Origin of the sequence: Microscilla marina ATCC 23134, assembly GCF_000169175.1 — a bacterium.
Taxonomy (GTDB): Bacteria; Bacteroidota; Bacteroidia; order Cytophagales; family Microscillaceae; genus Microscilla; species Microscilla marina.
Map to the genome: position 1 here is coordinate 1 of NZ_AAWS01000087.1, position 16,229 is coordinate 16,229.

At 44.0% G+C, this 16,229-nt stretch carries 8 protein-coding genes; all 8 read left to right on the forward strand.

The window, feature by feature from the left end; all coding sequences use genetic code 11:
• Window positions 1-88: 88 nt before the first annotated feature.
• Window positions 89-3,301 carry a sensor histidine kinase gene (locus tag M23134_RS36090; RefSeq protein ID WP_002705642.1) on the forward strand — a complete coding sequence of 1,071 codons (3,213 nt, stop codon included), beginning with the start codon at window positions 89-91 and terminating at the stop codon, window positions 3,299-3,301.
• Between the two features lie 457 nt (window positions 3,302-3,758).
• A complete protein-coding gene (locus M23134_RS36095; protein WP_157558823.1) occupies window positions 3,759-6,989 on the forward strand; it encodes a sensor histidine kinase in 3,231 nt (1,076 codons plus the stop codon).
• Between the two features lie 281 nt (window positions 6,990-7,270).
• Entirely contained in the window at window positions 7,271-7,441 is a 171-nt protein-coding gene (locus M23134_RS41620; protein ID WP_002705646.1) for a hypothetical protein, read from the forward strand.
• A 666-nt stretch (window positions 7,442-8,107) separates the two neighbouring features.
• Window positions 8,108-8,878 (forward strand): hypothetical protein, encoded by a 771-nt coding sequence (locus M23134_RS36100; RefSeq protein WP_045115021.1) that lies wholly within the window; start codon window positions 8,108-8,110, stop codon window positions 8,876-8,878.
• Between the two features lie 4 nt (window positions 8,879-8,882).
• A complete protein-coding gene (locus tag M23134_RS36105) occupies window positions 8,883-9,413 on the forward strand; it encodes an OmpH family outer membrane protein (protein WP_002705648.1) in 531 nt (176 codons plus the stop codon).
• Window positions 9,410-10,036 carry a hypothetical protein gene (locus tag M23134_RS36110; RefSeq protein WP_045115022.1) on the forward strand — a complete coding sequence of 209 codons (627 nt, stop codon included), beginning with the start codon at window positions 9,410-9,412 and terminating at the stop codon, window positions 10,034-10,036. The genes M23134_RS36105 and M23134_RS36110 overlap by 4 nt, the downstream gene beginning before the upstream one ends.
• Window positions 10,037-10,050: 14 nt before the next feature.
• Entirely contained in the window at window positions 10,051-15,900 is a 5,850-nt protein-coding gene (locus M23134_RS36115; RefSeq protein ID WP_002705650.1) for a hypothetical protein, read from the forward strand.
• Window positions 15,897-16,229: hypothetical protein (locus tag M23134_RS36120; protein ID WP_002705651.1), on the forward strand; the 333-nt coding region annotated here is incomplete at its 3' end. The genes M23134_RS36115 and M23134_RS36120, both read left to right, overlap by 4 nt.

Consider the following 16,229-nt stretch of genomic DNA (forward strand, 5'->3'; position numbering starts at 1 on the left):
GTCATACTTGGAAGGGGCATCTATTAATTTTGTATGATTAGTTGATGCCCTCAGTTCAGAATTATAAAATAAGAAGGGAATAACCACTATGAAGAAATTATACTTTCTATTGCTATATGCTTTGTTGCCTTTGGCCAGTTATGCCCAACAATACACCATCCCCATCCGCCAGTTCACCTCCAACGATGGACTTTCTCAAGGCTATGTGCACAACGTTTTTCAAGACAGCAGGGGCTTTATGTGGTTTGGTACCCGAGAAGGCCTTAACCGTTACGATGGTTACAAGTTTAAGGTATACCACAATATTCTGGGCGATAGCTGTAGCCTTAGGAGCAGTGTAGTGTTTTCGCTCGCCGAAGATTCCCAAGGCAAGCTATGGGTGGCTGCAGTAGGAGGGCTGTATCGTTTTGACCCTCATACAGAATGTTTTGAATATTTTCCTGACTTACAAAATCAAGGCACTGCCGATTTTATCAGTATCTTTATAGATGCCCAACACATGGTTTGGCTGGGAGTGCGCCATGGAGGCATTAAGAAGTTTAACCCTGTGACCCAACATTTTACTACTTTTGATACGCCTCCCTATAATATTTATCAAATTTGCGAAGATGCAAGTAGACGTTACCTGTGGTTGGTGAGCGAAGAGGCTGGGCACAAGTTATTTGTATTTGATAAAAAACAACAAAAAATTGTTGCTTCCCCTATGAAGGCAACGAGTCAGGCGAACGCTCAAGTAGTGCAAGGTCAAAATGGGCAACAGCATCTCTATCAATTAGGCAAAACGCCAGACACAGTTGTAAAGCTTGATCCCCTTACCGGGCAAACGCGTCGTTTTTATATTCCCTGGTCACAGCACCAGGCAGTAAAGCCAGGCACCGCCGTATTTGCCAGCCAAAATTATTTTTATATAGATGCCCATGAAACTTTGTGGCAAACGACTCCAAATGGTATCTTACGCTTCGATTTGCGGCAACAACAATTGGTAGCTTACTACCGTTTTTCTTTGCCTGGTGTGATCAAAAACACAGGTTTGTTTGTAGATCGTTCGGGGTTGGTTTGGATCAAGACGATTGGTGATGGAGTGTATGTGTTTAACCCAAACGTGGGGCGTATCCAAAACTTTTCGCCTGATAAAAATGACCCTCATAGCCTGGGATTCAAAGGAGTAAGAAGCATTTATGAAGATAGGCAAAGGCGACTTTGGGTAGGGGGATACACTGGCTTGGATGTGTTTGAACGAGGCAGCCCAAAAGCACGGCACTTTGTCAAACCAACTAAAATATTTCACGGGCTCAATGTAGAGGCTATCTTTGAAGATGTACGGGGGCAATTGTGGTTGGGGGTATATTTAGAGGGTTTATTCAAGCCAAACTATCAAACGGGTCAACTTGCCCCCCTGGTTTTCAAAGATACAGTCATTCAAAAACACAGTATTCTCGATATGGCAAGTGGAACCGATGGCCATACCTTATGGCTTGCTACTACGCATGGGTTACAAAAGTTAAATACCCGTACCCGTAATTGTACTTTTTACCGGCATCAACCTGACCAACCAAAAAGTGTTCCCCCAGGACTTCTTTTTGTGATCTACCGCGATAGGGCGGGTACTATGTGGGTAGGTTCAGAGCAAGGTGGTTTTGCCCGTTTCGACACCACTACTCAAACATTTACCCGGTTTACCCATCAACCTGGCAAAGCCAACAGCTTAAGTCATAACAATGTCCACGCGTTTTACGAAGACAAGGCGGGTAACTTTTGGATCGCTACCGGAGGCGGAGGGCTCAACCTTTTTGACCGCGAAAAACTTACCTTTAAACATTATACCCAAAAGGACGGGTTGCCCAATAATGTAGTCAATGGTATTTTAGAAGATGAAGAAGGCAACCTATGGTTGAGCACCAATCAGGGCATTGCTAAGTTTGACCCCCAAGCCGAGACTTTTGTCAATTTTGACCAACGCGATGGTTTGCAAGCCAATGAGTTTAACCGCCATGCGTATTTTAAAAACAAAGATGGCAGGATGTTTTTTGGGGGAGTGAATGGAGTCAGTGCTTTTTACCCACAAGATTTGAAAAAGAACGAGTTTGTACCTCCCATAGTGATTACCAAATTTAAAAAGTTGAATCAGGAAATTTCGCTTTACCAGGTAATAAATGAGGAGCAAGAGTTAGAACTATCTCATAAAGATGCCATTATCTCTTTTGAATTTGCTGCGTTAAACTTTTACCAAAGTGATAAAAACCAATACGCCTACAAACTAGAGGGCTTGCACAAAGAATGGGTACAACTGGGTACCCATCGAGACATTACTTTTGCCAACCTGGCTCCTGGTAGTTATACCCTGCGAGTAAAAGCCGCTAACAACGATGGAGTTTGGAATGAGCAAGGGCTTACGCTCAAAATAAGGGTAACCCCGCCCTGGTGGGCTACTACCTGGTTTCGGTTAGGGGCGGCGTTGCTCGTGTTGTTGATCATAGTAACGGGCTATAGTTGGCGGTTGCAACAAGCCAAACGAATAAGACTGCAACTGGAGAAACTGGTAGATGAGCGTACCAGGGAGTTAAAAAAACTGAACCAGACCAAAGACCGCTTTTTTGGGATCATAGCCCATGACTTAAGAGGCCCTTTGGGCTCGTTTCAACAAGCCAATTATTTGCTCAGACACCACATAGCAAAGCAAAACCTGGAAAAGGTGCAAACCGTGAGTGAGCAAATTGATACCACCGCCAAAAAACTCAACCGACTGCTCAACAATTTACTGGATTGGGCAATGGTACAGCAAAAAAATGTGACCTATCAACCAGAGCAACTGAGGTTGCAATCGCTGGTGCAAGACTGCCTGACGGTGTATCAGGGCAGCATTGATTTACACCACATACAAATAGAGAATAAGGTGCCTCAAGGACAAGTTTTATGGGCAGATCCTTATTCGGTCACCAGTTTGATTCAAAACCTCTTGGGCAATGCCATTAAGTTTACCCCTGACGGAGGCAATATTGAAGTTACTGCTCAATATAGAGACGATGAACTGGTGCTTGCCATCAAAGATTCGGGAGTAGGCATGGATGCTGCTACCCTGAAGCAAATGTTTGAGCTAAGTGGTAAAAAAAGCAGGGAAGGACTCAGGGGCGAACAAGGCGTGGGATTGGGGCTTACCTTGTGTCAGGAGTTTGCCCGCCTCAACAATGCCACCCTCACCGCAGATAGCCAACCAAACAAGGGTACTACTTTTTATGTAATTTTTCGGGAACAGAAAACACCAATCAATCAACAAAATGCTTCGACATTATTTGAAGGTTAATCAAATAATTTTTTGACTATAATGAAGTATGGCTTGATCATCTGACTACTCTTTTATTTCCACAAAAAAACTCAAGGCACATAGCCCTGCCAGGAATAATGTAAATCTTAAAAGTTTCATATCTTGTAAATGCTGGTTTAAAACTCCTTATGCTGTTGTTGGGTTTTTGGAACTCTCTACTTGTTTTTGACAAAGCAAACAACAGCTGAAAGGAGGAAAGAAATTATACTATTTTTTGATAAACTGGTGCTGTAAGAGTCATTTAAAGAGGGCGAGGCAACTTTTTGAGGGATAAGCTGGACAAGGTTTGGGACAATGTCACCAAAAACAGGGATAAAAGTAGTGAATTAGTACTTTTTCCTACATGCTTGGCTAAAACCAAGGGGCATCTATTAATTTTGTATTATTAGTTGATGCCTTAGTTCAGAATTATTAAAAGAAGAAGGGGATGACCACCATGAAGAAATTATGTTTTCTATTGCTATATGCTTTGTTGCCTTTTGCCAGTCATGCCCAAAAATACACCGTTCCTTTTCACCAACTTTCTCCTAATGATGGCTTATCTCAGGGGTATGTAAAGACCATGTTTCAGGATAGTCGTGGCTTTATGTGGTTTGGTACCCGTGATGGGCTCAACCGCTATGATGGCTACGAGTTTAAGGTCTATAAAAAGGTTTTGGGAGATAGCTGCAGCCTGAATAGTAATGTCATACTTTCTTTGGCAGAAGACTCTGGCGGCAAACTTTGGATAGGAGCTGTAGGAGGATTGTATCGTTTCGACCCTTTGACAGAATGCTTTGAACATTTTCAGGATACTTTATCTAAAAAAGTGCCTCGTATTTTTAGTATTTATATTGATGCAAAAGGTTTACTTTGGTTGGGCACCCGACACTTGGGGCTTCAGGTTTTTAATCCTGCCACCCGGCATTTTACTTCTTTTGGGCTCCCTAAAAGCGAAATTCAACAAATTACTGAAAACGCTTCCCAACGTTATTTATGGCTTTTGACTGATAACCCAGCTCAAAGAGTAGAAATATTCGATAAGGAGCAACGAAAAATTGTTACGTCCCAGTACCCTTTAAAGTCGATGGGTCACTCGCCTGTTCAGGCGGCGCAAAGTCCAGATGGCAAACATTATGTGTACCAATTGGGCAAAGACCTAAGTCAGATAATACGTTTTAATCCTCTAACTGGCAAAACCCAAACTTTTCAAATACCGCCTGCTCCTTGTGGTGTTGCCCGTGATCAGCAGCTTGCCTTCAGGCGAATATATCATTTCTTTGTAGATAAACAGGGCTTTTTTTGGCAATTTACCCCTCAGGGTTTATTGTGTTTTGACCTGCAAAAACAACAACTGAAGGGGTGTTATAATTTTTCGCCAACTGCTACAGTCGAAAATCTAAACTTGTTGGTAGACCGTTCGGGGTTGGTATGGATCAGCACGGCTGGACAAGGCGTAGGAGTGTTTCACCCTAAGGCAGGCAGGGTTCAAAATTTTTCGCCCAAAAAAAATGCCCCCTATAGTTTAAGCTTCAAAGGGGTAAGGGTTATTCATGAGGATACACACAAGCGACTTTGGGTGGGCGGGTATACTGGCTTAGATGTTTTTGCCCCAAACGTTGCCGAAGTTCATCATTTTGCTGGTAATTTGCAGCAGTCTGATAAATTACTACATGGGCTCAATGCTGAGGCTATTTGTGAAGACGCTGATGGGCAGTTATGGGTAGCCGCTTTTGCCGAGGGATTGTTTAGGTTGGATTATGACCATGGTCGGCTTATGCGGGTAGTCCCTAAAGATACGGTGATGCGATTACATTATATTTTTGACATCATTACAGGAGTTGCCCCTCATACGCTGTGGCTGTCTACCAGCCGAGGGCTACAAAAATTAGATACTCGCACCCACTCTTACACTTTTTATAAACATGAGTCGGGCAACCCACGCAGCCTTCCTTTGGGCTTCCTGTTTGCTTTATACCGCGACCAAAAAGGCACTATGTGGGTAGGTTCAGAGCAAGGTGGTTTTGCCCGTTTCGACACCACTACTCAAACATTTACCCGGTTTACCCATCAACCTGGCAAAGCCAACAGCTTAAGTCATAACAATGTCCATGCGTTTTACGAAGACAAGGCGGGTAACTTTTGGATCGCTACCGGAGGCGGAGGGCTCAACCTTTTTGACCGCGAAAAACTTACCTTTAAACATTATACCCAAAAGGACGGGTTGCCCAATAATGTAGTCAATGGTATTTTAGAAGATGAAGAAGGCAACCTATGGTTGAGCACCAACCAGGGCATTGCTAAGTTTGACCCCCAAGCCGAGACTTTTATCAATTTTGACCAGCGCGATGGTTTGCAAGCCAATGAGTTTAACCGCCATGCGTATTTTAAAAACAAAGATGGCAGGATGTTTTTTGGGGGAGTGAATGGGGTCAGTGCTTTTTACCCACAAGATTTGAAAAAGAACGAGTTTGTACCCCCCATAGTGATTACCAAATTTAAAAAGTTGAATCAGGAAATTTCGCTTTGCCAGGTAATAAATGAGGAACAGGAGTTAGAGCTATCTCATAAAGATGCCATTATCTCTTTTGAATTTGCTGCGTTAAATTTTTACCAAAGTGATAAAAACCAATATGCCTACAAACTAGAGGGCTTGCACAAAGAATGGGTACAACTGGGTACTCACCGAGACATTACTTTTGCCAATCTGGCTCCTGGTAGTTATACCCTGCGAGTAAAAGCTGCCAACAACGATGGGGTTTGGAATGAGCAAGGGCTTACACTCAAAATAAGGGTAACCCCTCCCTGGTGGGCTACTACCTGGTTTCGGTTAGGGGCGGTTTTGCTTATCCTGTTAGTCATAGTAATGGGTTATAGTTGGCGGTTGCAGCAAGCCAAACGAACAAGACTGCAACTGGAGCAGTTGGTAGACGAACGTACCAGGGAGTTAAAAAAACTAAACCACACCAAAGATCGCTTTTTTGGCATTATAGCCCATGACCTAAGGGGACCACTGGCTTCGTTTCAGCAGGTCAACTATTTGCTCAATCATTATATCAAAAAACAAGACATGGAAAAGGTACAAACCGTAAGTGAGCAAATTGATACCACCGCCAAAAAACTTAACCGACTGCTCAACAATTTATTGGATTGGGCAATGGTGCAGCAAAATAGTGTAATTCCCCAACCAGAAGAACTCGACCTACACCAACAAGTACAAGATTGTATGGCAGTTTACCAGGGAAGCCTCGATTTACACCAAATACAAATAGAGAATAAGGTACCCGAAGGACAAGTTTTATGGGCAGATCCTCATTCGGTCACCAGTTTGATACAAAACCTCATTGGCAATGCCACCAAGTTTACCCCTGACGGAGGCAATATTGAAGTTACTGCTCAATATAGAGACGATGAACTGGTGCTTGCCATCAAAGATTCTGGAGTAGGCATGGATGCTGCTACCCTGAAGCAAATGTTTGAGCTAAGTGGTAAAAAAAGCAGGGAAGGGCTCAGGGGCGAACAAGGCGTGGGGCTGGGGCTTACGTTGTGTCAGGAGTTTGCCCGCCTCAACAATGCCACCCTCACCGCAGATAGCCAGCCAAACGAGGGCACTACTTTTTATGTGACTTTTCGGGAGCAGAAAACGCCAATCAATCAACAAAATGCTTCGACATTGTTGGAAGGTTAATCAAATATTTTTTTTGACTATAGCGACCACTATTTAGGAATATACTCATTGCAGCAATAGTCCATAGTATTTAGTCGATAGTCCATAGCTGATTCGAGTAAATGTTCACTTTGTTAAATGCTGTAAATCAGTATTTTATATTAAGATTGTATACTCACTTTATTTTTAAAAGTGTTTCGGTTTTATGCCTAAACACCCAATTAAATAGTTTTTAAATTCATCAATAACTGATCACCAGCAAACAACTTTGACTAAAATCACTGCGGAGTATTGTGTAGAAGATGCCCCCATTTTGCCCAAGGGCTTCAGGCAATGTTCGAATTCTCAAAATCAATCAATCGTATATAGTCAATCTGGCTAAAGTGGACAATGCAGCCCTGGAAAAAAATGAAGTAGAAGTAGGGCATTACGTGGTACCATCAAGCAAACGGTATCGCAAAGTAAGGCATTAGATATAAGATAAGTGGTGGCAGCCCTGCTACCAAACTAACCAAGGGGCGTGTTTTGAGAGAAATTGTAGTATGTGTAGGCGTCTTAATTCGGACAAAAGTCTATCAAAATGCCCCCCGTTTTGTCTACCTACTTTCTGGTTGCTCGCTTCTAAAAACAGACTCTGTAAAAGAGGCAGACATAGACAGTATTCACTGGCCGATCAAGCAAAAATAATACAATGCCTCTTTTTACTTTACCTACCCCTTCTCACCTTTCACTTGTGTAAAAGACTACCCCCTGAGTATCCTTGATAAACCCTTGTTTGTTCTCATTTGAGAATAGTAAGGCTTCAAGTTATTTTACAGAGCTTGCTACAGTTATCTGTCACCCACCAAACCAACGTTTGATTATTTCCCCCTCTGTCAAGGCTTGAAACAGCTTACAAAGCCAGCCACAAATTCGTCTTTTTTCAGAAAAAAATGAAATATAAATATTTGAAAATCAATGTGTTATATGAGATGTGTAAAATTTGCAATCCTTTGCAAAGCTCGCCTTGAGTATGCTATAACATAGAAACTAAAAAAAAACAGGGCAAAAAAGAAGTACATCAGGTGAATGCATGATGCTTCAGGTTGCACCAAAAATTAGCCTTTATTACATCATCGATGGTTTTCAAATGTAAAAAAATGAAATCTTCAAAAAAGACAGTGTTTATGCTCATTACAGGCTTTGTAATGTTGCTTCTGATACCGAGCCAATCTTATGCTCAAACATATTCGCCGCCTCGTGCTGTATTTCCAGCGCCTGAGCACGTCATACACTATACCTATCCTACATTTAGCTGGATACCCATGTACCCTCACAAGAGTACCACTACCTATGAACTGATATTGGTAGAAGTATTGGCAGGGCAAACTGCGCAGGCAGCCATTCAGGCAAATCCATTGATACTCAGAAAGGCCTTTATCAAAACGCCTGTGTTTACTTACCCTGTGTCGGCACCTGCCCTAAAGCAAGGCAAAACATACGCCTGGCAAATCACGGCACATTACCGGAAGGGAGTAAACGAAGTGTCGGTGTTGCGCAAGTTACCCGGGGAGGTAAATGTGTTTCGGATGATAACCCCCCAGGCAGCTACCTGTATCACATTATGGTCGGAAAAACCGGATGATACACGATTTTATCTCGTGCCCGATTATGAGCTTCGCTTTGCCCTTGGCACACGTAGCCATCAAGAGGTCACCCAATTACAATTTGCCATTGTCAATCAAACAGGCAAATCAATTAGCCACCAAAAGATTGTGCCAATAAAGGTGAAAAACACTGAGGGGCAATATGCCATTCCTCTGAGAAAGTATGCGGTCTTTCGGAAGAAAAGCACCAGGCACCAGATTTATACGCTGAAGGTAACCACCCCCGCAGGAAAAAACTATCAGGTAAACTTTACAACCAAATAAACCTATGAAAACGCTGTACATTACCAATTTGATCATTTTGGTGGGTATTATTGGATACCTCGCCTGGAAACCAACACATACGCCCACCATTGCTTATGTGCGTTCTGCCTATTTGGTAGAAAAATACCTGGGGGTAAAAGAAGCCCAAAGACATTATCAGAAAAAGCTTGCCTCTTGGCAGGTAAGCTCCGATACCCTGCAACATAAATTACAGGCTACCCTTAAGTTTTATCAAAACCAGCAAGCCACCCTGAGCGAAGCACAACGCAAACAACTCATGGTGGAGATTCAACGCAGGCGAGCCGACCTGGACAGGTATCAGCTCAATATGCAAACCAAGGTAAAAGAAGAGGAAGGCCGATTGTTTGGTGGGGCGCTCAAGCAGATTAACAGCTTTGTAGAGCAATACGCTAAAGACAAAGGCTATGAAATTGTGTTGGGAACCACCGAGTCTGGTAACTTGATGTACGCCAGCCATGCTTATGACATAACCGACGAAGTATTGACTGCACTCAATAAAAACTATCAACAATGATCTCAAAGATTAAACACACTATGATACTCATTGGCATGGCTTGGCTATATGCTGGTTGTCAGGCAAGTATCGACTCTCAGCGGGCGCTGTACCAATGGGTGCACAACCCCGCCAACGGCATGGTAAAAAGCAAGGAAGTAGGGCTGTATCGCCTCACGATGAAATACCTGCCCCCCGAATTGCAGGCAAGCCGTGGCTTGGCTCGCCAAAGTGCCCAACAAGTAGCTGGTCTGTTGAAGTCAGGTCGGGACAATCTGACATTTGTTTTAAACCTGTCTCTGGTAAGTCCATCGGGTGGGCAAGACATTATGTACCAAGAGGTGAGCAGTTATGCCGCCTATAAAAAACGGGCGCTGGACATGAACTTCAATATGGCAAAGTACATCGCCATAAAAGCGGATGGCAAAGAAATTAGCCCCAGCATTGCCCACCTGGAAAACACCTATAGTTTGACCCAAGGGCGCAATATCGTGCTGGTATTTGACCGTAAGCAAGTGCCTCAGAGTGCCCAAAAGCTGGACATTACTTTTACCGACCAGCTCTTTGGTACGGGCATCCACCACTTTGTATTTCACCAAAAAGATTTAGACAACTTACCTCAGGTTACTTATCTGGGGAAATAAAACCAACAGACGTGATGAAACGCCAAAAAATGAAAAAGATCAAGCAAAAAATCATCAGATGTATGGCCGTGTTTCTGGCGGTAAACATACTGATAGATACTGTATTTGCCACCCTGGCACTGGCGCTTACTTCGGGACCTTCGTCTCCTGAGTTTGCCAGTTTCGAGCCGGTAGCTACCACCAATATGGTCAATACCTTTACGGGTGATTTTACCTACAATCTGCCCGTATTTCAGATTCCCGGACCCGATGGAGGGGGCTATGCCATGTCGCTGGCTTACCACAGTGGAGCCAACTCAGAAGAAGAAGCCTCATGGGTAGGGTATGGCTGGACGCTCAACCCTGGTTCTATTAACCGCAATGTGCGTGGTTTTCCTGATGACTATAAGGGGGTGCCCGTCAAACAGTTTAACAAAATTCCGGTAAACTGGACGGCAAGTGCTACCCTGGGTACTGGGCTGAAATATTTTGGCAAGAAAAAGTTTAAAATACCCACGAAAATACCTAGCCCAAGAAGACCAAAGCCTTCTATAAGTTATACAGAGTCTGAAACAATACCAGATATAAACCAGGTCAAGTTGAGCCTGAATTATGCCCGTACCTTGCGCTACAACAACTACACTGGTTTGATGTCTTTTTATGGCATTGGCGGCAGTGCTTTTGGGTTTGCCAACCTTGGGATGAAAAAAAGTGCCAAGGGACGTACCTGGAACGCGAAAGTTAACCCACTAAAAGCATACTTTAAAATTAAAAAGGGCTTTGGAGTAAAGGCTCTTATATATGAGGCTGATAGATTCATGAAGGTTACTAGTCCCAGCGTAATGGGATATTTGGTAGGTGCATCAGGCTCACCTTTTAGTACCAAATATGGTTTATACACCTTTAGCGAGCGCATAAAAAATGTAAGCACTGAACGTTATAGTTCAGCCAATTTTAACCTGGAGAGTGGAGTGACAAAGACTCCAGGAAACGTGCCCGTAGGTTTTGATGTAACCACCAAAGGAGCTTTTAATGTGTATGCTCACCAGGAAAAAGACAACAGTAAGGTAAATGGCTACATGCACAGTGTAAGCGGGCAAGATCAGCGCAACGACTATTACGTAGAAAAAAGCACTCCTTATAGCGAAAGAGATGTATACTTGGGCATTCCGTTCAATAATGCCGACCAGTTTATGGTCAACGGTGAAGGCATTGGCGGAGGGTTTCGGTATTTTCAAAAAAAACTGGGGCACTTTTTACCTCAGGAAGCCCACAACACTTCGGTAAAAAGAAACCTGGGAGTAGACCTTAACCTAGGAGTAACCGTAGGGATAGGCGTTACGATTGGGTTGGGCGACAGCAAGTCGCAAACCACAGATTGGAAAAAACCAGGTACTACCAGCCAATACGTATTCGACCAACAAGGCGTATTTAGGTTTAATGGCGACAAAGGCGGAAGTGTAGAATATACCACTGGCGGGGCAAATGTACGCAATACCAACTTGGTAAGCGCTGGCATTGCGGGCAATGGCCGCCTTGAGTTATCGTCGGTGGGCAACCTCGACCACACCAAACTTTCCTCCTCGTCTTATATCAATTACCATACTAAAGCCAACCACGGTTTTGACGCTACTCAGGTAACCGGGCTCAACGAAAACGTAACCGTTACCAATGCTACAGCCATTACAGAGCTTAAGGTGACCAACAAAAATGGATTGAACTACGTGTATGGCACGCCGGTGTTTAACCGCAACGTAAGTGCTTTTCAGGTAGACGCCAATTTGCCCGCCACCCAAAAAGACAAAGATCAGTTTTTGATGTATCGTCCTTTTGCCCTAAAACAAGCAGGAAATGAGTACGAGGTAGATGTAGACCATGCAGCGCATGACTATGCCACTGCCAAGGTAGTGGGCGAGGTAAAACCTACGCCTTATGCTACCAATTATTTGCTCACTTCTATTACCACACCCGACTACGTAGAAGTGGGCAACGATGGACCCGACGCTAAAGACTTTGGGGGTTGGACGAAGTTTGACTACCATAAAAAATATGGGGCAGGTGCCAATGGTTGGTACCGTTGGAGGGTGCCTTACAATGGTATGTTCTTTCAGCAAGAAAAAATCTCTGACCGTAAGGGAGCCGTAGGCACAGTGTCAACGGGAGAAAAAGAAGTGTATTACCTAAAAACCATCGAGACCAAAACCCACATTGCGTATTTTGTTACCAATAAAAGCAACAACACCCGTTGGCAAAATGTACAGAGCCCGGTAACCGCCAATTCTCCCTACATTCAGGGGTCGGGCAAAGACCGCAAAGACGGATTGGGAGCCAAACACCTAACGGGTGAAACCGATCCGGCGGCTGTAAAAGACAACAATGGAGCCCAGGTAAAAGGTGATGAGCGCCTCGAGTACCTGGAAAAAATTGTGTTGTTCTCCAAAAAGCAGCCCGACAAACCTTTGCAAACGGTACATTTTGATTATGACTATAGCCTGGTGCAAAATGTCCCCAACCACGACCATGGACTGTTTCCTCGTCCCAAAGTAAACAATGCGTCGGGCAAACTTACCCTCAAAAAAGTATGGTTTGAGTATGGAGGCATTTCTAACGGTAAAACCAGCCCTTACGAGTTTGTATACAAGTATAAGGTGAAAAACGAGTTTGCCGCCGAAGTTCGCGAAGATTACCCCGACATTATCAACGAAATGAGTGATAAGCACGGCATCAATGCACAAAACCCAGATTATGCCCCTTATTACCTGGGACCCTGGGGCAACATTCAGCTGGATGGCAGCAAACGAAAGAAACTAAAAAAGCCGTGGTTGTATCAAGGAAAGCTCACCGCTGCCCAACACAAAAAGTTTGACCCGGCTGCCTGGCAGCTCAAGCAAATCAAGTTGCCTTCTGGCGGAGAAATTTTGGTACAGTACGAGCAAAAAGACTACAGCTTTGTACAAAACCGCCGCCCTATGGTAATGACCTCTTTGTTGGAAGCCAATGACAGTGGGCTCAATGGCAAAAAATATGGTTTGTCGCCTTCTTATGTGGTCAATGTACGCGAAATGGGCATCGACCCTACCAACCAGACAGAGGTAGACGAACAAGTAGCCTTGCTTAAAAAACATTTTGTGGACGATGGTGAAAAAATCTACTTTAAGTTTCTCTACAAATTAATTGGCTCAGGACCTCCATCATTGAAAGACTGTAAATCGGAGTACCTGAAAGGGTATGCTGCAGTGGCTTCGGTAGAAAGGGTAGACATCAATGGAGAATACGGTATTAAAATCACGCTTGACGGCAAAGAAGATGATAATAAGCGCGCCTCGATCCCCCGACAAGCCTGTTACGATTTTTACGCCAACAAACGCCAGGGTTTTGATTGTGAGGGTACCGATGAGTTTGACCAAAAAGTATATGCCAAACGCAATGATTTGGTCAATGCTAATCTAAAGAGTTTGGGAATGATCTCTTTTTATTTAGGTGAGCTATTAATCAGAAGTTTTGATGAGGGTATTCCCAAAAAGAAGAAAGTGGGTACCCAAATGAGTGCAGAGTTATCTTACCTAAGACTCCCCATGATCAAAGCCAAGCGTGGCGGAGGGGTAAGGGTAAAACGCCTGCTCATGTACGATGCAGGTATTGAAACTGGCGACGCCAACTTGTACGGACAAGAGTTTTTCTATGAAGATTTTATCAAAGAAGACGGCAAAATAAAGAAAATAAGCAGTGGGGTAGCTACCAACGAACCCTCAGGAGTACGCGACGAAAACCCCTTGGTACGTTACCTCCCGCGAAAAGGGCAAGGCTGGTACAGCCGTTTGACTGCGGGGTTTGATAAAAAGCAGTTTGAAGGACCCATAGGCGAGTCGTTGTTGCCTGGGGCGTCAGTAGGACACTCTAAGGTAATCGCGCAGAGCATTCATAAAGGGAAAACGGGCACGGGGTATTCGGTCAATGAATATTATACAGTCAAAGATTTTCCTTACGATAAATTGTATGTATACAAAACCGATAAAAGAGACCCCACCAGTAACCTGGAGAGTGGAGTAGATTATACGTCATTGGGGGCCAACCGCAAGAAACGAAAAAATGAGCCTCCGATTAGTCTGGGATTGTTTTATTACGAAAATGATCAGGTATGGCTTACCCAGGGGTACCGCTTTATAGTGAATAATATGCACGGGCAAACCAAACGAGTGGCGAGCTATATGGGAACTTATGATGGCGCCCATACCGATCAGTCGCAAATGTTTGCCCAACAAAAGTATGAATACTACCAACCCGGCGAACGCATTCGTATGCTGCATCCAGATGGCAGTGTAACCTGGGAGGTGCCAGGCAAGGAGATGGACATGACCATGGAGCGTCGTTCGGTGCGCAACCGCAACATCAATGTCGAACTGGGCGTAGACCTCTCGACTACGTTTATCGTACCCCCATTGCCTATTTATGTATCGCCTTCTATGAATTTTAGTTACACCCGCGAGCGCATAGGTACCCACGTTATTTCTAAGGTCATTCGCTATCCGGTGATTATGAAAAAGGTCACGTCTTTTCAGGATGGAGTAACCAATGAAAGCGAAAATATAGGCTTTAATCCCCACACTGGCGATGTTATTTTGACGCGTACAGTAGATGGGTTTCATCGGGTAAAAGTAGGTACCGACGTACTGGATGGTAATATTTACTCTCTGACCATTCCAGCATCGTGGAAGTACCCAGCCTTGGGCAGAATCTATGAAAACGGGCAGGTGCAAGACCGTTTCAATCAGTTGGGCTTGTCGGCTGGTTCTATCATTACCTATGGCGATGCAGGCAACCCCTTTAAAACAGAAGGGCAATGGAAGATGGACCAAAACATATTGAGTGTTGGTTTTCAAACCTTTAAAAACAATTGGGCAACCAATGCCAGTCAAGCAGTAAAAAGCCAGTATGGGTTGAGCGATGCAGGAGTGATAGCCGCTTTGGATAAAATATGGCGCCCCCATACCAGTTACACTTACCGCGACAATGTGGTATCGTCTGACCCTAAAGTAACCGCAGGCAATCGCATCTACAAAGGTGGAGTCATTACCAATGTTACCTTACCTGCTACTACCGATCCCAATGGTTACTGGAGCCAGCAAGCCCCTACTTTTGGCAACCAGTGGATCAAATCAAGCGAAGTAACCCTGTACTCACCGCATGGCAACGCCCTGGAAGAAAAAGATCCTTTAGGCATTTTTAGTTCGGCACGCTTCGACCAAGAAGGCATTTTGCCAATGATGGTAGCTGCCAATGCCCAGCATGGGTCTACTTATTTCCAGAGTTTCGAGCACAACACTTACACGCCAGATGGACATTCGGGGCTCTACTGCAAAACGTTGACCTCTGGCAATCAATCGCTGCTTGCTGAAGATGACAAAATTATTAAAACCAGTCAATTGAGCAATAAAGGGGGCATTGTAAAGCTGTGGGTACACTACAATTATGACCAGCCTACCTTGAATATAAAGTTGAGGAACTTTGCCAACCAAAGCCAAATGAGTAGCACAACCTTGAGCCTCAAAAAAGTAACTCAAGTGGGCGAGTGGGTCTTGTTTAGTGGCGAAATTCCGGGCAATGCTTTTATCTACGACACCTTTGACCTGGTGGTAAGCAGCAGCTTTACTGGGACATTAAAAGTAGATGATGTGAAATTTCAACCATTAGACGCACAAACTACCTGCTATGTATATGACCTCAAGTCGTTACGCTTGCTTACTCAGTTTGACGATGAACACTTTGGCTTGTATTATCAATACAACGACCAGGGGCAGCTTACCCGCAAGTTGATAGAAACCGAACGGGGTTTGAAAACGATTCAGGAAACTCAGTACAATACACCAAAAAAACCAAGAAAATGAAAAGAGTGATTCAGTGCCTCTTGACTGGGTTATTGCTTTGGACCAGTGTCCAGGGCAACGCCCAAAGCCATCAGGAATACTATCAAATCTTACAGCAATGGATGCAGGACATGAAAAAAGTGCAGTTTCCTGCACCAGGGCAATATTATTTGATGCATTTGCGGATGAAGATGGTGCCTCGTAATAAGTACCTGGAAAATAAGGAAACTGAGGTGAAAATGATTGCCGGGGCAAACCAATTGGTCTATGAAACCGATCAGGTGAGCATTTATCAAGACCGACGTAATTTGTATCAGGTGTTTCATCCGCAAAAACTGATACTGCATAAG

Bases quoted from the DNA above. Each gene is read 5' to 3' on its own strand.
- M23134_RS36090 (WP_002705642.1), top strand. From the start codon at position 89: ATGAAGAAATTATACTTTCTATTGCTATATGCTTTGTTGCCTTTGGCC.
- M23134_RS36095 (WP_157558823.1), top strand. From the start codon at position 3,759: ATGAAGAAATTATGTTTTCTATTGCTATATGCTTTGTTGCCTTTTGCC.
- M23134_RS41620 (WP_002705646.1), top strand. From the start codon at position 7,271: ATGCCCCCATTTTGCCCAAGGGCTTCAGGCAATGTTCGAATTCTCAAA.
- M23134_RS36100 (WP_045115021.1), top strand. From the start codon at position 8,108: ATGAAATCTTCAAAAAAGACAGTGTTTATGCTCATTACAGGCTTTGTA.
- M23134_RS36105 (WP_002705648.1), top strand. From the start codon at position 8,883: ATGAAAACGCTGTACATTACCAATTTGATCATTTTGGTGGGTATTATT.
- M23134_RS36110 (WP_045115022.1), top strand. From the start codon at position 9,410: ATGATCTCAAAGATTAAACACACTATGATACTCATTGGCATGGCTTGG.
- M23134_RS36115 (WP_002705650.1), top strand. From the start codon at position 10,051: ATGAAACGCCAAAAAATGAAAAAGATCAAGCAAAAAATCATCAGATGT.